This window comes from Vibrio sp. Vb1980 (assembly GCF_033338615.1).
Lineage (GTDB): Bacteria > Pseudomonadota > Gammaproteobacteria > Enterobacterales > Vibrionaceae > Vibrio > Vibrio alginolyticus.
Genome location: NZ_JAWOSZ010000002.1, coordinates 352,094 through 373,791, shown reverse-complemented (window position 1 = coordinate 373,791; position 21,698 = coordinate 352,094). Strand labels below are relative to the sequence as shown.

At 43.4% G+C, this 21,698-nt stretch carries 20 protein-coding genes; 6 read left to right on the top strand and 14 right to left on the bottom strand.

Annotated elements, in window-relative coordinates:
* Positions 1–67: 67 nt before the first annotated feature.
* Complete coding sequence (locus R7F64_RS04880) at positions 68–847, top strand: phosphoribosylglycinamide formyltransferase (protein WP_053350422.1); 780 nt, start codon at positions 68–70, stop codon at positions 845–847.
* Between the two features lie 122 nt (positions 848–969).
* Here the strand turns inward: R7F64_RS04880 and ihfA are convergent, their stop codons facing one another.
* Positions 970–1,266, bottom strand: a complete 297-nt coding sequence (gene ihfA, locus R7F64_RS04875) for an integration host factor subunit alpha (protein WP_005377899.1) — start codon at positions 1,264–1,266, stop codon at positions 970–972.
* 534 nt (positions 1,267–1,800) lie between these two features.
* Here ihfA and R7F64_RS04870 point away from each other — a divergent pair.
* The gene (locus R7F64_RS04870; RefSeq protein ID WP_005377901.1) at positions 1,801–2,682 is read left to right on the top strand and encodes an AEC family transporter; all 882 of its coding nucleotides are present in this window, start codon (positions 1,801–1,803) and stop codon (positions 2,680–2,682) included.
* Positions 2,683–2,895: 213 nt separating this feature from the next.
* On the opposite strand, the gene pheT is transcribed toward R7F64_RS04870, so the two are convergent.
* From pheT to R7F64_RS04840, 6 genes are all read right to left on the bottom strand, one after another.
* Positions 2,896–5,301 (bottom strand): phenylalanine--tRNA ligase subunit beta, encoded by a 2,406-nt coding sequence (gene pheT / locus R7F64_RS04865; protein ID WP_149191888.1) that lies wholly within the window; start codon positions 5,299–5,301, stop codon positions 2,896–2,898.
* An 18-nt stretch (positions 5,302–5,319) separates the two neighbouring features.
* Positions 5,320–6,303, bottom strand: coding sequence for a phenylalanine--tRNA ligase subunit alpha (gene pheS / locus R7F64_RS04860; RefSeq protein ID WP_005385470.1), 984 nt, complete (start codon positions 6,301–6,303; stop codon positions 5,320–5,322).
* Between the two features lie 191 nt (positions 6,304–6,494).
* Positions 6,495–7,670 (bottom strand): hypothetical protein, encoded by a 1,176-nt coding sequence (locus tag R7F64_RS04855; RefSeq protein ID WP_086046656.1) that lies wholly within the window; start codon positions 7,668–7,670, stop codon positions 6,495–6,497.
* A 10-nt stretch (positions 7,671–7,680) separates the two neighbouring features.
* Positions 7,681–8,472, bottom strand: coding sequence for an outer membrane lipoprotein-sorting protein (locus R7F64_RS04850; RefSeq protein ID WP_238854746.1), 792 nt, complete (start codon positions 8,470–8,472; stop codon positions 7,681–7,683).
* Positions 8,473–8,491: 19 nt separating this feature from the next.
* Positions 8,492–10,870, bottom strand: a complete 2,379-nt coding sequence (locus R7F64_RS04845; protein WP_318071490.1) for an efflux RND transporter permease subunit — start codon at positions 10,868–10,870, stop codon at positions 8,492–8,494.
* A 249-nt stretch (positions 10,871–11,119) separates the two neighbouring features.
* Entirely contained in the window at positions 11,120–11,908 is a 789-nt protein-coding gene (locus R7F64_RS04840; RefSeq protein WP_005377913.1) for a TetR/AcrR family transcriptional regulator, read from the bottom strand.
* Between the two features lie 270 nt (positions 11,909–12,178).
* Here R7F64_RS04840 and R7F64_RS04835 point away from each other — a divergent pair, with 270 nt between their 5' ends.
* A complete protein-coding gene (locus R7F64_RS04835) occupies positions 12,179–12,364 on the top strand; it encodes a hypothetical protein (RefSeq protein ID WP_031780965.1) in 186 nt (61 codons plus the stop codon).
* Here the strand turns inward: R7F64_RS04835 and R7F64_RS04830 are convergent.
* The 6 genes from R7F64_RS04830 to thrS all read right to left on the bottom strand — a co-directional run bounded on the left by R7F64_RS04830 (position 12,357) and on the right by thrS (position 17,232).
* Entirely contained in the window at positions 12,357–13,166 is an 810-nt protein-coding gene (locus R7F64_RS04830; RefSeq protein ID WP_005385480.1) for a helix-turn-helix domain-containing protein, read from the bottom strand. The two genes, R7F64_RS04835 and R7F64_RS04830, sit on opposite strands and share 8 nt — an antisense overlap.
* A gap of 366 nt (positions 13,167–13,532) precedes the next feature.
* Complete coding sequence (locus tag R7F64_RS04825) at positions 13,533–13,850, bottom strand: heavy metal-binding domain-containing protein (RefSeq protein WP_005377919.1); 318 nt, start codon at positions 13,848–13,850, stop codon at positions 13,533–13,535.
* Positions 13,851–14,039: 189 nt separating this feature from the next.
* Positions 14,040–14,393 carry a 50S ribosomal protein L20 gene (gene rplT / locus R7F64_RS04820; protein ID WP_004727974.1) on the bottom strand — a complete coding sequence of 118 codons (354 nt, stop codon included), beginning with the start codon at positions 14,391–14,393 and terminating at the stop codon, positions 14,040–14,042.
* A 40-nt stretch (positions 14,394–14,433) separates the two neighbouring features.
* Entirely contained in the window at positions 14,434–14,628 is a 195-nt protein-coding gene (gene rpmI, locus R7F64_RS04815; RefSeq protein WP_005377932.1) for a 50S ribosomal protein L35, read from the bottom strand.
* A 120-nt stretch (positions 14,629–14,748) separates the two neighbouring features.
* The gene (infC, locus tag R7F64_RS04810) at positions 14,749–15,300 is read right to left on the bottom strand and encodes a translation initiation factor IF-3 (protein ID WP_080276913.1); all 552 of its coding nucleotides are present in this window, start codon (positions 15,298–15,300) and stop codon (positions 14,749–14,751) included.
* 3 nt (positions 15,301–15,303) lie between these two features.
* Positions 15,304–17,232, bottom strand: a complete 1,929-nt coding sequence (gene thrS, locus R7F64_RS04805; protein ID WP_005395892.1) for a threonine--tRNA ligase — start codon at positions 17,230–17,232, stop codon at positions 15,304–15,306.
* 402 nt (positions 17,233–17,634) lie between these two features.
* Here thrS and R7F64_RS04800 point away from each other — a divergent pair, with 402 nt between their 5' ends.
* Positions 17,635–18,612, top strand: coding sequence for a DUF3187 family protein (locus R7F64_RS04800; RefSeq protein ID WP_053303168.1), 978 nt, complete (start codon positions 17,635–17,637; stop codon positions 18,610–18,612).
* A 6-nt stretch (positions 18,613–18,618) separates the two neighbouring features.
* On the opposite strand, the gene R7F64_RS04795 is transcribed toward R7F64_RS04800, so the two are convergent.
* Positions 18,619–19,362, bottom strand: coding sequence for a sporulation protein (locus tag R7F64_RS04795; protein ID WP_047100715.1), 744 nt, complete (start codon positions 19,360–19,362; stop codon positions 18,619–18,621).
* Between the two features lie 248 nt (positions 19,363–19,610).
* Between R7F64_RS04795 and hutC the strand changes: the two genes are divergently transcribed.
* The gene (gene hutC, locus R7F64_RS04790; RefSeq protein WP_005385493.1) at positions 19,611–20,318 is read left to right on the top strand and encodes a histidine utilization repressor; all 708 of its coding nucleotides are present in this window, start codon (positions 19,611–19,613) and stop codon (positions 20,316–20,318) included.
* Positions 20,319–20,447: 129 nt separating this feature from the next.
* Positions 20,448–21,698, top strand: coding sequence for an imidazolonepropionase (hutI, locus tag R7F64_RS04785; protein ID WP_047100716.1), 1,251 nt, complete (start codon positions 20,448–20,450; stop codon positions 21,696–21,698).

Here is a 21,698-nt window from a genome sequence, read left to right as displayed (position 1 = left end):
TGATTTGCCGAACTTAGCGACCTTTATGTTCCCTATTTTCTAAGTACAAGCAAGTTAAGGAGAGTGAATGAGCTTATTTCTTCGTACTACAGCATTGATGCTTTTGGTACTTAGCCGTGCACCGGCATTTGCCGCACTTCCAATTACCCCTGCGCCTAATGGCGAACAAAATCGTTCAACCAGCCAAAACGAAGTTTGTTCGAAACTTTTTAAACACAGCCTTAGCGGTTTATATGGCATTCAGTCAATCGACACCACACCAACTCAGCCATATTCTGACTTCGACATTCTTTACAGCAAAGCTCACCAAGCGCAATTTGAACTTGAAACTATCTGTAAAAGTACCGCACTTCTTAATGACGCTCAGCCATACTTCGCAGGCGTGAAATCCAAACAACGAGCAGAAGAAAAGATAGCTTTAGAATTAGGTGGGAAAGTTGAACGTATTACTGACCTAGCACGTGCAACGATTGTAGCTGAAGACGTCGCGAGCTTAGTCTCCATTTATGAAACTTTAGAGCGTGAAACAACTATTGTGAAAGTAAAAAATCGATTCAAAAAACCTGGCCCTTCAGGATATAGAGACTTGAACTTGCTCGTTCGTTTACCAAAAACAAACCTAGTAGCCGAAGTTCAACTGCACTTGAAAGCAATCGCAGATGTAAAAAGCGGTCCCGAACACGACCTATACGAAAAAATCCAGAAACTAGAACGTCAAGCGATGTTGGAAAAACGTGAGCTAAGCGAAATAGAGCTTGCCTCTATTCGCAACATGCGTACACAGTCTAAGAACTTGTACCAACAAGCATGGCAACCATACTTAACAACGCATCTAGAAGCGGCGTAACCGATATCATTAAGCGTCTCTCATAAACAGAAAAACCACCGCATTGCGGTGGTTTTCATTTGTATGCACACGAATTTTACGCAAAAAAAAGACCACGCCTTAGCGTGATCCATTTATTCGGCTTACTGTACTTTCTTCAGGTTTTCTACACGAGCTTTTAACTTCTGACCCGGGCGAAAAGTCACTACACGTCGAGCAGTAATTGGAATATCTTCACCAGTTTTCGGGTTACGACCAGGTCGTTCATTCTTGTCACGAAGATCAAAGTTACCAAAACCTGACAGTTTTACCTGTTCGCCACTTTCCAGTGCCTTACGAATCTCTTCAAAGAACACTTCCACCGTTTCCTTGGCGTCCCGCTTACTAAATCCTAATTTATCAAACAGGTTTTCTGCCAGTTCGGCTTTTGTGAGCGCCATAAAACTTTCCTCAAAGCTATGTTAAACAATGCTACGTTAGTGTAGCGCCAGAGCAGTTTTACCCTACCAATTCAACAACATATCGGGGTTACATCAGGAAGTGTATGACAAGCTTATGATTTTCGCCAACTTTTTTCTTGGCGAACAAAAGGAATAGCACTACGTAAATTATTGTTAAACGCCAGAAATTTGATATTTTTGTTTTTGTTTCATCTTTATCAGGAAAAACATCCAGATTATAAAACTAAAAGTAGTTTAAATATCAACATTAAACACTATTTAATAAAAATATCAGATATTGGTTATTTAACAGACACTTGACATAGAACTTGTCGTAAATTCAGTGATTTGTATGTAACTCGATACGTAACAATTAGATTAAAAGGTATGACCACCTGTACTTTGCAACTGTGCTTAGAAAGCTTGATTAAACCCACGCTTCTCGCTGTTTAACGATGACGCCATATATAAAGATTGATAATGTGGAAGTTCGTGTATTTCCTCATTAGCTTCTTACACTGCTTCTAGGCGACCATGATTAATCAAATCATAAATATTCTTTTCCCTGTTTTTGCTCTTGTCGGAGTTGGCTATTTGGTCGGTCGTTACATCAAGCCTGACTTTCGCCCAATAAACCGCATTAATATTGAGGTATTTACGCCAGCACTGGTATTTTCGTCACTCGTTAGCATGCCGCTCGATTCAAATCAGGGGCCGCTTCTTTTGGCGGCAATTGTCGCGGTTTTAATTCCCGCACTACTCATGATCCCGGTATGTCGATGGACGTCACTCTCGTTTAAAACCTGGGCGCCACCACATATGTTTCGCAATAGCGGAAATCTAGCTATTCCTTTGTTTACCTATACGTTTGGAGAAATTGCGCTGTCGTCAGCAGTGCTTTTATTTGTCGTGTCAGCATGCTTGCATATCAGCTTAGGCGTAATGCTGCTTAGTCATGGCAACCCTTTTAAGCAAATAGTCAAGATGCCAATCTTTTTAGCAGCGTCGTTGGCTCTGTTTCTCAACGTGTCAAATGTGGGTGCATGGGCGCCTTTATACGAAGCCACGGCTCTACTTGGGCAAGCGGCCGTACCCGTGATGCTTTTATCTCTGGGGGCACAAATGTGTCATTTAAGGTTGGACGGTTTAAAGATTGGTGTGTTGTGTACCGTGCAGTCACTGGCAACTGGTGCTGTCGCTTTTGCACTTATTTATTGGTTAATTCCCCTTCCAACGATGCAATTGCAAATGATGGTGCTCTTCACAATGCTGCCGCCAGCCGTCATGAATTACCTATTTGCGGAAAGGCTGAATATAGAACCCATGAAAGTGGCGTCAATGGTACTATTTGGCAACTTTTTCAGCATTCTTACGCTACCTCTTCTGCTTAGCTATACCCTCTCACTCGCTGCCTAACCGCCAACAAGCTATCGTTAGCGTGTATTAGCTGAAAAACAATACGTTCCTAATCTCGGGTAAGGGCCATCCCTAGTTTGGTCTAGTATTTTAAAGTAATGAGGGATGGTGCGAGCAGTAAGGAACTTGAACAACGATAAGGTAATCCTAAAAATAAAAAACCCTGCCAAACTGGCAGGGTTTTCATTTCTTAAGAAGATACGTTACGCGAGATTAGTCACGCAGAGACGCACCAAACTTCTCAGAAACGTGAGCAACGATAGCGTCAACCGCACCAGCGATATCTGCATCTTCAAGCGTACGCTCAAGTGACTGTAGAGTCAGAGCGATTGCTAGGCTCTTCTTACCATCTTCAACGCCTTTACCTACGTAAACGTCGAACAGTTTCGCATCTTTAAGGAACTCGCCACCTTGCTCTAGACAAGCGTTAACAATGTCACCAGATGCAACAGCTTCATCCACTACTACCGCGATATCACGACGGTTTGAAGGGAATTTAGAAAGTGCTACCGCTTCTGGGATCACTTTGCTGTTAATTGCAGACCATTCGATTTCGAATACGATAGTACGACCATTTAGACCGAACTTACGCTCAAGCTCAGGGTGAACGGTACCGATCACGCCCACTTCTTTGCCATCTACGATGATTGCCGCAGATTGACCTGGGTGAAGTGCTGGGTTAGCTTTTTTGCTTTCAGGTGACAGTGCAGCGAAAGAGTACGCTTTTTCGTTCGCAGATAGCTCTAGAATCGCTTCTAGATCGCCCTTAAGGTCGAAGAAATCAACCGTGTTAGTTTCGATATCCCAATGTTCTTCACCGCGAGTACCAGCAATAACACCTGCAAGCATAGGCTCTTGGCGCATGCCGTTTTCTGCAGTTTCACATGGGATGAAACGTAGGCCGTATTCGAATAGACGAACGCGTGGCTGTTGACGCTTCTGGTTGTGAACAACCGTGTTCAGCAGACCTTGGATAAGACCAAGACGCATTGCTGACATGTCTGCAGAAATTGGGTTTGGAAGCACTAGAGGCTCAACACCAGGTACAACTAGCTTTTGTTGCTCAGGCTCAACGAAGCTGTATGTAATTGCTTCGTGGTAACCACGGTCAACAAGAAGATCACGAACGCGTTTCAGTGGAAGATCCGCTTCAACGTGGTTGTGCATCTTAAGTGCTGCTGCTGGGTGTTGGTTAGGAATGTTGTCATAACCGTAGATACGGCCAACTTCTTCAATCAGGTCTTGCTCGATAGCGATATCGAAACGCCATGTTGGCGCTACTGCCATCCAACCTTCTTCTGAAGCTTCAACAGTCAAACCTAGACGCTCTAGGATTTCTACTACGTCGCTATCTGCAATGTGGTGACCTAGCAGGTTGTCTAGCTTAGTACGACGTAGAGCAACTTTGTTTGGCTTAGGTAGGTCTGCTTCAGACTCTACTGCAACAACAGGTGCTACTTCACCGCCACAAATTTCAACAAGAAGCTGTGTTGCACGCTCCATTGCGCTCACTTGTAGTGCGTAATCCACACCACGCTCGAAACGCATTGAAGAGTCAGTGTGCAGACCGTAGCTGCGTGCGCGACCACGGATGTGGTCAGGTGCAAAGAATGCACACTCTAGTAGAACGTCTTTCGTCTCAGTTGTTACACCAGACTCTTCACCACCAAAGATACCTGCGATTGCAAGTGCTTTGTTGTGATCAGCAACTACTAGTGTATCTGCGTTTAGTTCTGCTTCGTTGCCGTCAAGAAGCGTTAGCTTCTCACCTTGCTCTGCCATACGAACTACGATGCCACCTTCGATCTTCGCTAGATCGAATGCGTGCATTGGTTGGCCTTGCTCTAGAAGAACGTAGTTAGTGATGTCTACTACAGGGTCGATAGAGCGAATACCACAACGACGCAGTTTCTCTTGCATCCATAGTGGCGTTTCAGCTTGAACGTTTACGTTCTTAATAACACGACCTAGGTAACGAGGACACGCAGCTGGCGCTTTCACTTCGATAGACACTTTATCGTCGATTGAAGGGGCAACTGCTTCTACTGATGGCTCAGTCACGTCAGCACGGTTTAGTACGCCAACTTCACGAGCTAGACCACGAATGCTGAAACAGTCAGCGCGGTTTGCTGTTAGATCTACGTCTACTGTTACGTCGTCTAGACCTAGGAATTCACGGAAATCAGTACCGATTACAGCGTCTTCTGCTAGTTCCATGATGCCGTCTGACTCAACGTCGATACCTAGTTCAGTGAACGAACAAAGCATGCCGTGAGATGGCTGGCCACGTAGTTTCGCTTTTTTGATTTTGAAATCACCTGGAAGAACAGCACCAACTGTTGCTACTGCTACTTTCAGACCTTGGCGACAGTTAGGTGCGCCACAAACAATGTCTAGAAGCTCTTCTTCACCCACGTCAACTTTAGTTACGCGCAGTTTGTCTGCATCTGGGTGTTGACCACATTCAACAACGTGACCGACTTTAACGCCAGTAAAAGAACCTGCAACAGGAAGAACGTCGTCTACCTCTAGACCGGCCATTGTAATTTGGTGAGTTAGCTCGTCAGTAGTAACCGCAGGGTTTACCCACTCACGAAGCCATGATTCGCTGAATTTCATGTTGATGAACCCTCTGGATTACTTGAACTGTTTTAGGAAACGAAGATCGTTCTCGAAGAACGCACGTAGGTCGTTCACGCCGTAACGAAGCATTGTTAGACGCTCAACACCCATACCGAATGCGAAACCAGAGTATTTTTCAGGATCGATACCTACGCTACGTAGCACGTTCGGGTGAACCATACCGCAGCCTAGTACTTCTAACCATTTACCGTTTTTGCCTTTCACGTCTACTTCAGCTGAAGGCTCAGTGAATGGGAAGTAAGATGGACGGAAACGTACTTCTACTTCTTCTTCGAAGAAGTTACATAGGAAATCGTGCAGGATGCCTTTCAGCTGAGCAAAGTTTACGTTCTCATCAACCAGCATGCCTTCCACTTGGTGGAACATTGGCGTGTGCGTTTGGTCGTAGTCGTTACGGTATACACGGCCTGGTGCGATGAAACGGAATGGTGGTTTACCATTTTCCATCGTACGGATCTGTACGCCTGACGTATGAGTACGAAGCATCAAGTCTGGGTTGAAGAAGAAAGTATCGTGGTCAGTACGCGCTGGGTGATCAGCTGCGATGTTTAGCGCATCGAAGTTGTGGAATGCATCTTCGATCTCTGGTCCAGCCTCGGTGTTAAAACCAAGTTCGCCAAAGAACTTCTCAATACGCTCTACAGTACGAGTTACTGGGTGTAAACCACCGTTTTCAATACGACGACCTGGTAGTGTTACGTCGATTGTTTCTGCTGCTAGTTTTGCTTCAAGCTCAGCACGTTGTAGTGCATCTTTACGAGCTGCGATAGCTTGCTGAACTACGCCTTTCGCTTTATTGATCTCTTGACCAGCTTCACGGCGTTCTTCTGGTGGTAGTTTGCCTAGGCTTTGAAGTTGAGCAGTTAGCTCACCTTTTTTACCCAGATACTGAACACGCACTTCATCAAGTGCGACTAGCGATTCGGCAGCTTCAATTGCAGTGCTCGCGCTAGCAATGATCTCTTCTAGATGTTGCATCGTTTCCTCATCTACCTGTAGGTAGTGTCCATAAGGGAGTGATTGGTTTTTTGATAGCTGTACATAGTAGCCAAACCGGGCACCAATGCCAAATTGAATTACGAAAAGAAGAGGTTATTGAATAAAAAGAGCACAAAAACGTCAAAAATGTCATCTTTAGTTAATCTGCCGTTTAGTTGTGCCCTTTTGTTTTAGAAATAGTATTGAATAGATAGCTCGATAAAATCGTCATCTCTAGCGAAGTAGAGCAAATCATTTGGTGTTTCATTTTTAAACAACCAAGCATCAATTTGCCACTTAACGTGATTCGATATTCGGCTCGATGCTTCTAACTTAGCATTGTAAACATTAGCGTTATCTAAATCCTTCGTGATTCCCATCAATACTTCCGTTCCGTCCTCATCATTGAGCGCCCAACGAATACCTGCAAACACATCATTTTGACCGATAGTTTGTGCGTTGTTCCCACGACTGTCATAGAGGTACTCACCAATAACTCCCACATCCCAAACCGTGTCAAATGCACCGACGAAGGTATACTCAAAACCCGTCACAAGACCGACATGATTATCAGCGCTATCTCGATAAACACTTTCTAGTTTCCATAACCAATCGCCAACAATTCCTTGCACATCCAGACCGACATGACTCATCAGAGCGTAGTAAGGCTTTAATTCTCCGTACTCTAAACGAAAGTAAGGATCCCGGTTTGTTCCATATAAATAGCTTAGGCCTACGTCCCAATCGCCAAGCATTTTCGAATATCGAAAAGCCACATCTACGTGCTTCTCTTCTCTGCTTGATTCATAGATAGCATCATCAGAGACAACGGGTTCGGTTCGCAAGCGGCCTTCTGTACCCGCAAACGTTCGTTCCCTAAAGTAAGGTAACAACATTGCGTGGACGGTGCCCCAGTCTTTGAAAGAGGTAAAATGTAACATCGGCTGACCGAGTTTATCTTCACCATCGACGGCTTCAATGGCATCTGTTTGGTTTACTACATCAACTAAATGGGCTGATTCAGTCACTCCCCAAAAGACCTTACTAATCCCAACTCGAAGCTCATAATCATCCCAATAAGTCAGATAAAGTGCCTCTCGTATGTCGCCATGACTTCGCTCATCGTCTAGACCATCCAGACGATAGAAAGGTGTGAAAGTAAAGTTTGCATCACCATTTTGCATCTCCCAGTAAAATTCTGGCTGCAAAACCAATGACGTTTGCGCTTTGCTCTGACCCTGAGAGCCCGTTTTAAAAAACTGACGATGCTCAATATTGACTTGTCCTGCGAGCTCGACGGCAGTCAGAGGCATCGAGTAAAAAAAGGCTGCTGCACTAAGCAACAACCCAGCATTTAATCGCTTCATTTTTCCTCCACTACCTCACTCGCTTCAACACATTCTTATGAAAGTCATTGTCTTGTAATCCAGTGTTAAAACGCATTTCGCTAGTCGTTAGCTCAGTACTTTTTCCTGTTTGATGGTTTGTCATCGCCATAGTGTGCGCTCGCCAATATTGGTTGAGATATTGCTTGTAATCGGAAAAAGAAAGCGTTTTTAACAAAGAGCCTTTGCGGTCGTAAAACTCAACTTTAAGTGGACGATAATGCGCTTTATCTAACCACACCGTTTGCTTGGTATAACCTGAGTTCTTATCGGTCGGAATTTGCTCTACAACGAAAGCATCTTGCCCGTTTATGCTGTCATCTTTTAGGTAGTTGAAACGGTATTTTTCAATCTCAAAGGAACTGAGATCCTCATACGCGAATTCACTGCCCATAAAAGGACCTGATTTGTTACGCGAGGAAATACGTTTCACACGTTTCAGTGCAGGAAGGTAAAGCCATTGGTCATCGGCACCCACCGTATGAGAATGGTTGAGAAACGCGGTGCCTTTTACATCTCTCGGTTCATCAAATATCGTGAGCCCTTTGTCACCATCGTCATCAACTTCGAGTGATTGTAAGCGCATTAAACGTGTGCTGCTTTCTCCTTGCGCGTTTCGCAGAATCATTTGCATCGTAGCAACAGAATCCCCCCACCCTTCATCACGGGCTTTGCGCTCTTGGGCAATTTCTAGTCCTTTGGCTTCATCCGCCAACACCGCATGACTCATAATAAGCGAGACAGAAAGTACTGATACTTTTACGGCATTTTTTACTAAATTCATGTTCAATCCTTTTATTTCGTTATGACTGAGTAACAGTCTTGGTTTGAGAGTCAATTGATTTAAGCTTATTTCGGCGCTCCACCTCGTCGTAAACGCCTTTGTCAAACAACATCAGTAGAGTCGGTAGGAAGATGAAATCCACAACAAGGGCAATAAAGATGACAATGGCACTCAGCTGTCCCATATCGGCATTTAAACGGAAGCTCGACATCGCCAGAACAGAGAAACCAGCAACAAGCACGACCGTCGTAATCCAGAGTGCGCGCCCCACGGTACGAAAGGCGTAGCGAACCGCTTGCTCCGCACTGTGGCCATCTTTACGAGCGTGTTGATATTTAGAAAGAAAGTGAACGGCGTCATCGACAACAACACCAAGCGTTAATGTCACAACGACAGACAATCCCAAGTTAATCTCGCCAGAAACCAGCGCCCAAATACCAAAACCAATAAGCGCAGGAGCAATATTCGGGACAAGACTAATTAAGCCAAGCTTGAACGAACGCAAGGCAAAGATCAGTAATGCAGAGATTAAGACAAGAGTAATGGGCAAGGTTGACAGCATGCTGACCATATTCGTTTCACCAATATGCGCAAACATCAGTGAAGGACTAGACGCAACAACATCATATTGAGGCGCGTTTTCGTTAAACCATTGGTAAATGCGATTTTCCAAATCAACAAGCTCGACGCTGCCCAAGTTCTCCACGGTGAGAACCATCTTGATCGACGACTTATCTACATTGATTTGGTTGTTCAAATCTAAACCATACGGTAGTGACATTTCATAAAGCAGCAGATATTGAGCCGCTAATTCTCTGTCTTGAGGGAGCGAGTAATAAGCCTGATCATCTCCATGCATGTTCTTGTTTAGGCGCTTATAAACATCGCTCAAGGTCGCAACATGGTCCGTTTCTGGCTGCAACCTTAGCCAGTCAGTAAATTTACCCACGGAATTGAGAAAATTAGGATCGGCAATGCCCTGCGATTCGTTGGTTTTTATCGCGATACTGATGTTCGCCATGCCACTGATTCGCTCTTCCATAAAATCAGCCGCTCGGCGAAATTCATTGCTATGGCCAAAGTACTCGACGGATTCATCATTGACTTTGTTCAGTGGAATCAAGCTCGCACTCGCGACAATAACAAGCACCGACAACGGCAATAAAGCATGTCGCTTTGACACCACGAAATCTCCTAAATGATCCATAAAGTGCTTTCTTTCATCAGAAGTATCCGACTTCACCGTAACCGGAAGGATATTAAGCAAGGCGGGAAGTAACGTGATGGAAAGGAAACAAGCAACCATGACGCCAAGGGCTGATAGGTTGCCGAAATCTCTCAGGATTGGAGAATCCGACATATTCATCATTAAAAAGCCGATCGCGGTGGTAATGGAGGTAATCAAGATAGGCATGAAATTGAGCGCAATACTTCGCTCAATAGAGTGGGCTTTACTAAAGCCGTTTTGCATAGACTGACGCATTGTCGCGATGATGTGTACACAGTCTGCGACGGCAAGCGTCATCACCAAGGTAGGCACATTAACAGTCGCCGTGCTTAAGAACATACCAGCCCATCCTGACAAGCCCATTGTAACCATAACCGAGCCGATAATAACGATGAGCGTCGCGATGACGCTAAGCAATGAGCGCAACATGATGGTCAGAAACACCAATATCACTAGTAACATAGTAGGCACTAATGTTGCGCTATCATCTTGGGCTGCGGTCATAAACGCGTAGTTCATTGCAATAATACCAGCCTTGTGGAATTCGGTGTCTGGGTACACTTGCTGATAACGCTCAATCATTCCGTTTATGTAAGCAACCACCTCTTGTACTTCAGCAGTTTTATCTATTTCAGGGAGTTGGACCGTAATGTTTACGACCGTGACATCTCCTTTTTCAGAAATCAGTGAACTTTTCAAAACCGGCTCACTCAACGCAATACTTTTGACTTTCTCTATTCGTTGAGGTGTCAATTCATATTCGCTATACAGTAAGTCTTCGACAAGAAGATCATCTTCAAACGCTTCGGTATGCTGGTAGTTGGCGAGGGAATCAACGCGGGTGGAGTATGGAACTTGCCACGCCTCGTCAGTGATCTGCTGAATAAGAGATAATGTGCTAGGAGTAAAAACAGTGCCGCTCTTTGGCGCTATAACCAAAGCAAGACTGTCAGAATTTGCAAAGGTGGTTTGAATTTCATCAAACGCAAGTAACTGCTCATTTGTTCCATCAAAGAAGATGTCGTAATCTCCTCTAAAGTAAAGATTTTTTCCTCCAATGGTTGCTATGACAATCAATAAAACGGTAGCAAGCATCACCAATACACTGTAATTCGTTGGTAGCTTACCCCACCCTGAACGGGCGTATTGTTGAACGTTGTGATGTGGCATCACACTCTCCTTTTGTGACGTTTCGTCAAATTTAAAAACTAAAAAAACAGCAAATGCTGTAAATAACCAGACAAACTCGACATGCAAACTTTAGATCGAATGAATTTGGCTACATAAGTCAGTTTTTAGTAACTTCCTATGCTTCTCGTGATCATTGGCTGAACGCCAACCTTCGAGATTTAATGACGATTCGTCACAATAGTGCGATAAAAAAGCCAACCATAACGTCAGATTGGCCTTTCCAGTTTATTAGCGATTCACTGACTCTAAATAAGCAAGCTCTTCACTAAATAACTCCTGCTCCACTCGACGCCAGGTTTTACGGTAGTCCCATTCTGTAGATAAAGGCGACCAACCTAAACCATCAAGTAACATATTCGCGTTGTGCAGTACTGAGAATGGGTCTTGAATTCGCTGAATACATCGACTGTTCGATGCATTTTGCGCCAAAGCGTTTGAACCGAATGCAATAGACCAGTTGGCGAATACAATAGCATCAGAACCAATTGCGGGAGAAAACTTAAGATCACCACATTCTACCGCATTGTTCACCAGCGCATCAGCACCATCTATTACTTGTTCTTCCAAGTTATTCAGTTCATTCACACGTTTAGGCGAAGCCTTCTCTAGAACCCAAGGCGTCTTTGCAACAATCGCACAAGTTGATAGTACTGGCTCCATACGAGCGTAAATACGATAACCTACATGCATCGCAATGATTTTTTCTCTGGTATTGCCATTAAATTTGGCGGTACGTTCGAAAAATATTGCTTCGCTTTTCAGCGAATGAATACAAAGCGCAAGAATCACATCTTCTTTGCTGCAAAAATGATTGTAGATCGTCCCTTTAGAATAAGGGCTTGACGCTGTAAGCTTGTCCATCGTTAAGTTGGCAAAGCCTTGCTCTTGAACTAAAGACTTAGCCAATTGAATAAGCTCTATCTCACGATCAGCAATCGCCTGTTGCTTTTTTGTTAGCCCTGAAGACACACGACATCCGTCTTGCTTGCTATATTTTTTACAGCGAAAGTTAAACATAATCCTTTGATCCGTATACCAACACACTCCCAATAATTGTAACACGATTCTTTAATACAGGAACGCAACTAAAGTTGACGAACCGTCATAAATGACACTTCGTCATAATAGATCAAAAAACAAACATTTCAAGTATGAATTTATAATTAGAAGATAAATAGCTACCAATTATGCATACCCAAGTAGCTACAGGATGCTTGGTTCAACGAGAATGGTTTCTTTGTAGAGGAAGCGAGAGAGGCTTTGGGAGGAACAACGAAGGAAGTCAGCATGTTAAAAATAACGAAAGTAGATGCTGAACAGGTATTATTCGAAATAAGCCCAACACACTTTAAGTCTGAATTAAGAGCAAACACCGCTGAATGCCCTACTTACAAAGTATTTGCTGTCTTAGGCTTTTTCTTTTGCAACGCCCTTTCAGAAACTCTCTTCAAAAAAGGCTCAAAATCTATATAGATAGGCTTGGCTTATCACCTGCAGCTGCGATGGCATAACGAATATCATCAATAAATCGCCCCTCTGTCTCAATAATGCCGTCAGAGAATGTGACTGGCTGATGTGGCCCAGCAAGTAGAACAATATTAGTAAAATCAGAGACATTAAAGTTCTCTGCTACAACATTTTTGGAATGAAAATCAATGACGGTCTTTGCAACTTGATCTTCCAGTAACAAAAGCTGTTCTTCAGTAATTTTCATACGCGCCAAAGCAACGCGAACACACTTATCGTGGGTAGTCGTCTGCTCTTTTATGATTTCGGTATATTTGTCGTTGAGCTTGGAGTTCTCTGCATAGCTATAATATAAAGGTCCGTGCAGCGTTATATTTTTATCTTCATCAACGTAAACGAGATCCAACAACTCTAATGCTTTTAAGTAATCAGACATGCTCTGCTCAGACAAGTCATACTTTTTCTTTAAAATAGAATAACCATCTTTACCTCGTAGCATTCTCAATTCACGATAAAAGTCGTAAAGGTGAGGGAATTGAAAGAATACCTCATCCTGCGTACGACTAAAGTAATCCTCGTCTTCACCTTGCAATTGATTTGCGAGCTTTTGTAGTTCATCTAACGTGCAATCAACCGCTCTACAATATTCCAGCAACTTATCTAAAGCGAGATTCGTGCTTGTAAGATGTCTCTTAAAGGTAGATAGTGGCATACCCATTTTCTCAGATAGCTCTCGATATGTTAGCCCTTTTGTTTTAATCGCTTGGCGTAATGCGGCTAGCAAGTATTCGGGAGTCAGATCTCTCATCTACAATTCCTTTTGGCAATGTTACAGCTGTATAGTATTTGTAACAATTTAGAACCGCTTGGCAAGGTATAAGTTCATATTTTTATAAGAAAAACATGAATTAATATACTGAAAGGAGAATTCATACAACAAATGAAAAATTCAATATGAATTCAATTTCATTATAGGTATAAAATAATATGCAAAATAAAAGTAAAGCAATCACTCTAAATTATCATGATTAATTTTAATAGTAACGTAAAGTTGAGAATATAAATCTATTCGCTCTGCAAAAATCTAGAATAATTAACCTAAAAGGAACAGAACGGTAAATGCATAATAATTCACCGCTCTCTATTAGCATTTTTGCAATGCTATTCAAGTAGACTAGTCCGCTAGTTTCACTGCAGTACCAAATGCCAAAATTTCCGAAGAACCATCTACGATTGAGCTTGTGGTAAATCGAATCCCTACAATTGCATCGGCACCTTTAGATTCAGCGTCCGCCACCATGCGCTGTATAGCAATATCACGCGCGTCGGTCATCATTTCCGTGTAACCACGAATTTCGCCGCCAACAATGCTCTTGATACCCGCCATGAGGTCACGGCCAATATGCTTTGATTGAACAACATTACCAGTTACAACCCCTCTGATTTCAGAGATCTGCTTGCCAGGAATGCTTTCGGTCGTTGTGTAGATCATTTTTAATCCCTTATAAACGTAAAAATTTATACCCAAGCTACCTTATAACTAACATAAGATGCTAACCAATAAATTGAGAAGACTGATAAACAATACTCTAAATAGCCAAGCTAAAAGTCATTTGGGTATAAATTTTAGCAATAAAAAAGGAGAGCTAATGCTCTCCTTCTCTTAATCCTAAACTGCTAATTAAAGAGCAGCTTTCGCTTTTTCAACTAGAACTGCAAATGCAGCTTTGTCGAATACTGCGATGTCCGCAAGGATCTTACGGTCGATCTCGATAGATGCTTTCTTAAGACCGTTGATGAAACGGCTGTAAGATAGACCATTTTGACGAGATGCCGCATTGATACGTGCAATCCATAGTTGACGGAATTGACGTTTCTTAGCGCGACGGTCACGGTAAGCGTATTGACCAGCTTTAGTAACTGCTTGGAAAGCTACGCGGTAAACACGTGAACGCGCACCGTAGTAACCTTTAGCTTGTTTTAGAACTTTCTTATGACGTGCACGAGCTTGTACACCACGTTTTACGCGAGGCATTATGCTTCTCCTAAACTAAACGATTGATAACTAAAAAGAATTAAGCGTATGGCAACATACGGATTACTGCAGCCACTTCACATTTTGGAAGGATTGCATTTGGACGTAGTTGACGCTTGTTCTTAGTAGTACGCTTAGTCAGGATGTGACGTTTTGTAGCGTGCTTGTACTTAATACCACCAGCAGTTTTCTTAAAACGCTTAGCAGCACCTTTGTTGGTTTTCATCTTAGGCATGATGAATAACTCCGCATTGAGTAGGTTTAATAAACAACGTAATTAGGGCGAACAAAACCCAGCCATATACCTTTATATAAAGGAAAGCGGCTAGGTTTTAATTACTTGATGAGCCGTTAATTACTTCTTTTTAGGGGCTAGCACCATGATCATCTGGCGACCTTCAATCTTCTTAGGGAAAGATTCAACTACAGCAATTTCTGCAGTATCTTCCTTAAGACGATTTAGAACGTCAACACCGATGTCTTGGTGTGCCATCTCTCGGCCACGGAAGCGAATTGTTACTTTCACTTTGTTGCCTTCTTCAAGGAAACGCGTCAGGTTGCGTAGTTTTACCTGATAGTCTCCAATATCAGTTCCAGGACGGAATTTTACTTCCTTGATCTGGACCTGCTTTTGCTTCTTCTTCTGCTCTTTAGCAGTTTTGCTCTTCTCGAAGAGGAACTTACCATAGTCCATCACACGACAAACAGGTGGCTCGGCGTTAGGACTGATCTCAACGAGATCCATACCAGCTTCTTCAGCAGCTGCAATGGCTTCTTGAATCGATACAACACCAACTGATTCACCGTCAGCGCCTGTTAGTCGAACTTCACGAATACCACGAATTTCACCGTTGATACGGTGCGGGTTTTGTTTTACCGGCTGTTGGCCACGTCTTCCGCCTTTAATAGCTTATTCCTCCAGATTGAGCTTACGGCTAGAGATCTCGTCTTGGATGTATGCAATAAAATCATCCACTTTAAATTTACCAAGATCTTTACCTTTACGAGTACGCACTGCAATTTCGCCAGCTTCCATTTCTTGGTCACCAACAACAAGCATATACGGTACACGCTTCAAAGTATGTTCGCGGATTTTAAAGCCAATCTTCTCATTTCTCAAGTCCGCTTTAGCTCTAATTCCACTTTTTTGTAGTTTTTGTACTATTTCTTGAACATAACCTGACTGTTTATCAGTAATGTTCATAAGAACTGCTTGTTCTGGCGCCAACCAAGTTGGGAAGAAACCAGCATATTCTTCGATAAGGATACCGATGAAGCGCTCTAGTGAACCTAGAATCGCACGGTGAATCATTACCGGTACAAGACGTTCATTGTTTTCACCTACATAAGTTGCACCTAAGCGACCTGGTAGGTTGAAGTCTAGCTGGACAGTACCACACTGCCACGCACGGTCTAGACAATCGTATAGTGTGAATTCAATCTTAGGACCGTAGAACGCACCCTCGCCTTCTTGAATTTCGTATGGGATATCCATCGATTCAAGAGACTGCTTCAATGCTTCTTCAGATTGATCCCAGATTTCATCTGAACCTACACGTTTCTCTGGACGAGTAGACAGTTTCACTACGATGTTGTCGAAACCAAATGTTTGGTACGTATCGTACACCATCTTGATACAGTTTGTTACTTCTTCTTGGATTTGGCTCTCAGTACAGAAAATGTGAGCGTCATCCTGAGTAAAGCCACGTACACGCATAATACCGTGTAGTGCACCAGATGGTTCGTTACGGTGACATGAGCCAAACTCAGCCATACGTAGCGGTAGGTCGCGGTACGATTTTAGACCTTGGTTGAAGATCTGTACGTGACCTGGACAGTTCATTGGCTTAATTGCGTATTCACGGTTCTCAGAAGAAGTTGTGAACATTGCATCAGCGTATTTATCCCAGTGACCTGAGCGTTCCCAAAGAACACGGTCCATCATAAGTGGACCTTTCACTTCTTGGTAACCGTACTCATCTAGCTTAGCGCGGATGAATACTTCTAGATCACGGAAGATAGACCAACCATTGTGATGCCAGAACACCATACCCGGTGCTTCTTGCTGCATGTGGAATAGGTCTAGTTGCTTACCAATCTTACGGTGATCACGCTTCGCCGCTTCTTCTAGGCGAGTTAGGTGCGCTTTCAGTGCTTTCTTGTCGTGGAAAGCCGTACCGTAGATACGTTGAAGCATTTTGTTGTCGCTGTTACCACGCCAGTAAGCACCTGCAACATTCAGCAAAGTGAAGTGTTGACAGAAGCTCATATTAGGAACGTGAGGACCACGACACATGTCGATGTATTCTTCATGGTGGTAAAGGCCTGGACGATCATCGCGAGATACGTTTTCGTCTAGGATTTCAACTTTGTATGGTTCGCCACGTGATTCAAACGTATCACGCGCTTCCTGCCAGCTTACTTTTTTCTTAACCACTTCGTACTTGGTTTTCGCTAGCTCTTTCATACGCTTTTCAATCTTTTCAAGATCTTCTTGCGTTAGAGATTCGTCTAGGTCGATATCGTAGTAGAAGCCATTGTCGATGGTTGGACCGATCGCCATTTTAGCTTGAGGATAAAGCTGCTTAAGAGCGTGACCAAGAAGGTGAGCACAAGAGTGACGAACGATTTCTAGACCGTCTACTTCATCTTTAACTGTGATGATTTCAAGGCTTGCGTCTTCTTCAATTAGATCACACGCATCAACGCGGTTACCGTTTACACGACCAGCGATAGTTGCTTTTGCAAGACCAGGACCGATCGATTGCGCAACTTCCATAGTAGAAACTGGGTTGTCAAATTGACGCTGACTGCCGTCAGGAAGAGTAATAATAGGCATGCTATGTCCTTTACAGTGGTGTTGCACACCAAGCAACACATGTTATTCAAATTAGAAGCTATTTGTTGAAAATAGTTGAGAGTCAATAAAGGCCTCTCGGTAACACGAATACCGGACCGTTATCGAAAATGGGATTGTACCTAGCTCACATTTAGAATGCAAAGCGCGATTTTGTTTTGTCATAAGAACTTAACCGCAGACCCGTCACGACAATCTGATCATGCTTTTTAAGAGACCGCATAACTTGTAAACGGAATTGCCCCCCAATGAACTTACACAACAAATTACAATATCGCCTATTACGTTTGAACCGATACAAAGCTTAACACGCTTGGCGAGAGCTCAACGTGCGATTTAGGTATATAGTTGTTTTATAGAGTAGTTTGTATGTAGGTATTCATCATGGTCTATTTCAAATCGCGCTTTATGGTACTTCTAAGCACCTCGATATGTTCTTTGCAAGCCTTCGCATCAAATGACTTATATGGCCCGCTGCGTTCTTACGCACAATCCCCAATGCAAGTGGTTAGTCACACCAACATACTGCGTTCAGGGCATAGTCTGCCCTATGGTTTTGTCGAAGCCTATGGTTCAGGAACCGTGGCAAGTGTTTGGGCTCATACTGATGAATACGCACTGGATTATTACCACAATCAAATCGAATTAGGCAGCAAATGGCAAGTCAGCAACCGTTGGCAGTTGGAGCTCAACTATCGATGGGTCTTTGCCGCTGACAACCATTTAGATGGACTGACGAAAAGCTTCCATAAACTTTTCGGTATCGGACAAAATGGGCGGGATAAAGTAGACAGAGATCGTTTTTACATTTCAATGCCGCAATATGATGTGCTTGAAGATGATTTCGAAGGACAAACACTGGCCAATAACCTATCTACTTACTTACAGTATCAAGTGTTCCAAAATGAACATCACGGCCTATCGATTGGCGGCAGTTTGTATTTTAACGATGTGGCTCACGGCACTTTTCAAGGTAGCAGTTTCGAGCAAGGCTTCCAATTAAACTACAGCTACTTAAGTGATGCTCATGCATTTTATTCGATGATTGGCATGACTTTTCGCTCGGATGACCGTGCCTTGCTCGATCTGCCCTATCGACATAATACGATTGCCATTGCGGGTGGGTACCGTTATGCCTTAGAAGATAACCATCACCTGATGTTGGAATATCATTGGTATCAAGGGTCAACAGAAGGACCCACAGAGTTTGCTGATGCCTCTAATGAACTGGTATTGGGCTATCGATATCTAATGGAAAATTCAGCGCTTGAGTTTTTAGCCGTAGAGAACGCAAGAAACATGGATAACAGTACCGATATCGCTTTCACAATAGGATATCGGTACATATTTTCATCAAGGTGATGAGAGCTATAGATTTAGCGTTGGTGCAACTGCGGCTGCGACTTGAGCATCGGTTGCATTGATCGGCAACGTAAACGAGCGATATTGGTCACCAGCCAAGCTGAGCGAACGGTCAATCTCTGCCAAACAATGCATGACCTGCCCTTCCAGAATAAAAGAGAGCTCAATTTCTTTTGATGAGATAAAGCCGCTGTTACGGAACTCTAGCTCTTGATAAATACCAGAGCGAGAGGCAAACGAGCCACCGCGCAAAAAGCCTTTTTCAACATCGGCTTTAACCATAGTGAAGCCAGCTTGCTCGATCGCTTGAATAACCCGAGATGCTACTGGTAGTGGTTTCACTTCAATATAATCACGGTCACGCGGATCAATTGCAAAATCAATATCTAACGTCGTCTCGACCCAAACATGACATTGATTCTTAAGTGCGCTAACCGCAGTAATTGGCGTTTCATCATGCAATTTTAGCTCAAACGGAACCTGCTTTTCTTCATTAGGTCGAATCACAAAAGGGTCAACTGCTTTCAATTGATCAATAGTGAAGGTTTGGTAACTTACGCTATCATCCACTTCGACTTTCATTTCCGTGTTCAATTTAATCGTAATAGCATCAATTTGTTGTTCGACGTCTCCGCCTTTGATATGAACATGCCCTTTCAGCGTCGCTCCTTGAAACACGCTCATTTCGTCCAAAATGGTATCTACTTTTGCAGAGCCGATCCCCAGTGATGCTTTCAATTTTTTAAACATACTTTTCCTTTTTTAGCGATTTTTCTTCTAATAATCGTTTGTTTACACAATTGTTTTCTGCTGTGCAAGCAATAGACCACAAGAAAATGTTTGAATTCAATCATCAATCCAAATAATGCTCAGCAGCAAGAGTCATTCAGCTCTGCAATAGGATTGCTCGGTCACTAAGCGGTACATTCGTCGAGAAATGTTTGCAATTTGTACCTAAATTAAGCAGTATTTGTATAGTCAAATAAAGGGAGATCATTATGTCTGCACCACTCTACATTCAAATTAAACAATTTATCCTGGATAAAATTGATGCTGGAGAGTGGGTAGTTGGTCATCGCATCGCCACCGAGATTGAGCTTACCGAGCAATTTGGTGTCAGTAGAATGACAGTGAACAAAGCAATTCGGGATTTAGTTAATGAGGGCCGATTACAACGTCGCCCACGCTTAGGCACGTTCGTGTGTGATCCTGGTGAAAAGTCAGAATCTCCCCTGCTAGACATTCGAAACATTGCCGAAGAAGTCAGCGATAGAGGGCGAAAGTATGGCAGTAAAGTGCTCAAACAGATTGCCATAAAAGCAGATGACAACATTGCGACAAAACTCGGCGTTATGCTAGGCACGACAGTGTTTTACAGTGAAATTATTCACTATGAAGACCAAACGCCGATTCAATTGGAGCTCCGCTGGGTGAATAGCCAATATGCCCCGAGTTATTTAAATCAAGACTTCACACAAATCACTCCAAATCAATACCTGTCAGATAATTGCCCACTCAGCGCGATAGAACATACTGTAGAGGCAATTGTGCCTGAAAGCCGTATTAAGCAAGACTTAAAAATGCAAGCCAATGAACCTTGCCTTCTCTTGAATCGCAGAACGTGGAGCCAAGATAAGTTAGTCAGTACCGCCCTACTTTATCACCCTGGTAACAAATATAAGCTGAGCTCAAAAGTGCTCATTTAAGGACAAGATTTGTCCTCTAGATCTACGTTTCGATCACATTTTAGCAACATCAATCTTGTCAGTGTTCTTATTTTGCTCTATTTATTTGTATATACATTTAATGATACAAATAAACACAGGGACACAAACATGGATTTGCTGATTGAAAACGCACGTCTAGTTACCATGCAATCGGGAGAGTGCGGATACCTTCCAACGCCTCCAGCGCGCATTGGTATTCAATCTGGAAAAATCGTTGCGATCAGTACTTGTGCCATTGGTGAAGACGCACCGCAAACCGAGTCTCTGCTGTCTGCCCAACATTACGCTCAGAGTATCGACCTTCAAGGCAAGTTAGTTCTGCCAGGTTTGATCGACTGCCACACTCATCTTATTTACGCGGGCAATCGTGCCAACGAATTTGAAATGCGCTTAAACGGCGTGCCATATCAAGAAATTTCCAAACAAGGCGGTGGGATACTTTCAACGGTGCATGCGACGCGTTCAGCAACCGAAGCGCAATTAGTTGAGTTAGCGTTGCCACGTTTAGACGGGCTACTCGCGAGCGGCGTCACTTCTGTCGAAGTGAAATCAGGCTACGGATTGACACTGAATGATGAAATAAAAATGCTCCGTGCAGCCAAAATGCTTGAACAAGAGCGCAAAGTTAAAATCACCACTACACTTCTCGCCGCTCACGCCATTCCGCCAGAGTTCCAAGGTCGTGCAGATGATTATATTGAGCACATTTGTCAGGACATAATCCCTGTTGTCGCAAAGGAAGAATTAGCTACGAGTGTCGATGTTTTTTGTGAATCGATTGGTTTCAATCTTGAACAAACAGAAAAAGTGTTTGTAGCTGCAAAACGCCACGGCTTAAAGGTTAAAGGGCATACTGAGCAACTTTCTAATCTCGGTGGTACAGCCCTCACTGCACAATACAACGGTCTGTCAGCGGATCACATCGAGTTTTTAGATGAGCAAGGTGTTAAAGCACTTGCTCGATCAAACACCGTCGCCACTCTATTGCCTGGCGCTTTTTATTTTCTAAGAGAAACTCAGTTACCACCGATTGAGTTGTTGAGAGAGCATAACGTGCCGATGGCAATTGCTACGGACGTCAACCCAGGTACATCACCATTTTCTGATCTCACACTCATGCTGAATATGGCGTGCACGCTATTTCGCCTTACACCGCAAGAAGCTCTGCGTGGTGTAACGCAACATGCAGCCAAAGCTCTGGGTTATCAAAACTTACGTGGCGAAATCAAAGTAGGGTTTGATGCGGACTTCTCTATCTGGGATATCGAAAGCCCTGCGGATTTAAGCTATCAAGTCGGAGCAAAACGTCTGGTAGGTCGTATAGTAAATGGTGAATACATTTCACACGGAGGCCAATAA

What these genes read in the sequence shown, in the direction of transcription:
- hutC (WP_005385493.1), top strand. Translation starts at nt 19,611, where the DNA reads ATGTCTGCACCACTCTACATTCAAATTAAACAATTTATCCTGGATAAA.
- thrS (WP_005395892.1), bottom strand. Translation starts at nt 17,232, where the DNA reads ATGCCTATTATTACTCTTCCTGACGGCAGTCAGCGTCAATTTGACAAC.
- ihfA (WP_005377899.1), bottom strand. Translation starts at nt 1,266, where the DNA reads ATGGCGCTCACAAAAGCCGAACTGGCAGAAAACCTGTTTGATAAATTA.
- hutI (WP_047100716.1), top strand. Translation starts at nt 20,448, where the DNA reads ATGGATTTGCTGATTGAAAACGCACGTCTAGTTACCATGCAATCGGGA.
- rplT (WP_004727974.1), bottom strand. Translation starts at nt 14,393, where the DNA reads ATGCCTCGCGTAAAACGTGGTGTACAAGCTCGTGCACGTCATAAGAAA.
- R7F64_RS04845 (WP_318071490.1), bottom strand. Translation starts at nt 10,870, where the DNA reads ATGCCACATCACAACGTTCAACAATACGCCCGTTCAGGGTGGGGTAAG.
- R7F64_RS04825 (WP_005377919.1), bottom strand. Translation starts at nt 13,850, where the DNA reads ATGATCTACACAACGACCGAAAGCATTCCTGGCAAGCAGATCTCTGAA.
- R7F64_RS04855 (WP_086046656.1), bottom strand. Translation starts at nt 7,670, where the DNA reads ATGAAGCGATTAAATGCTGGGTTGTTGCTTAGTGCAGCAGCCTTTTTT.
- R7F64_RS04795 (WP_047100715.1), bottom strand. Translation starts at nt 19,362, where the DNA reads ATGTTTAAAAAATTGAAAGCATCACTGGGGATCGGCTCTGCAAAAGTA.
- R7F64_RS04835 (WP_031780965.1), top strand. Translation starts at nt 12,179, where the DNA reads ATGTTAAAAATAACGAAAGTAGATGCTGAACAGGTATTATTCGAAATA.
- R7F64_RS04830 (WP_005385480.1), bottom strand. Translation starts at nt 13,166, where the DNA reads ATGAGAGATCTGACTCCCGAATACTTGCTAGCCGCATTACGCCAAGCG.
- R7F64_RS04800 (WP_053303168.1), top strand. Translation starts at nt 17,635, where the DNA reads ATGGTCTATTTCAAATCGCGCTTTATGGTACTTCTAAGCACCTCGATA.
- R7F64_RS04870 (WP_005377901.1), top strand. Translation starts at nt 1,801, where the DNA reads ATGATTAATCAAATCATAAATATTCTTTTCCCTGTTTTTGCTCTTGTC.
- R7F64_RS04840 (WP_005377913.1), bottom strand. Translation starts at nt 11,908, where the DNA reads ATGTTTAACTTTCGCTGTAAAAAATATAGCAAGCAAGACGGATGTCGT.
- R7F64_RS04850 (WP_238854746.1), bottom strand. Translation starts at nt 8,472, where the DNA reads ATGAATTTAGTAAAAAATGCCGTAAAAGTATCAGTACTTTCTGTCTCG.
- R7F64_RS04880 (WP_053350422.1), top strand. Translation starts at nt 68, where the DNA reads ATGAGCTTATTTCTTCGTACTACAGCATTGATGCTTTTGGTACTTAGC.
- pheT (WP_149191888.1), bottom strand. Translation starts at nt 5,301, where the DNA reads ATGAAATTCAGCGAATCATGGCTTCGTGAGTGGGTAAACCCTGCGGTT.
- pheS (WP_005385470.1), bottom strand. Translation starts at nt 6,303, where the DNA reads ATGCAACATCTAGAAGAGATCATTGCTAGCGCGAGCACTGCAATTGAA.
- rpmI (WP_005377932.1), bottom strand. Translation starts at nt 14,628, where the DNA reads ATGCCTAAGATGAAAACCAACAAAGGTGCTGCTAAGCGTTTTAAGAAA.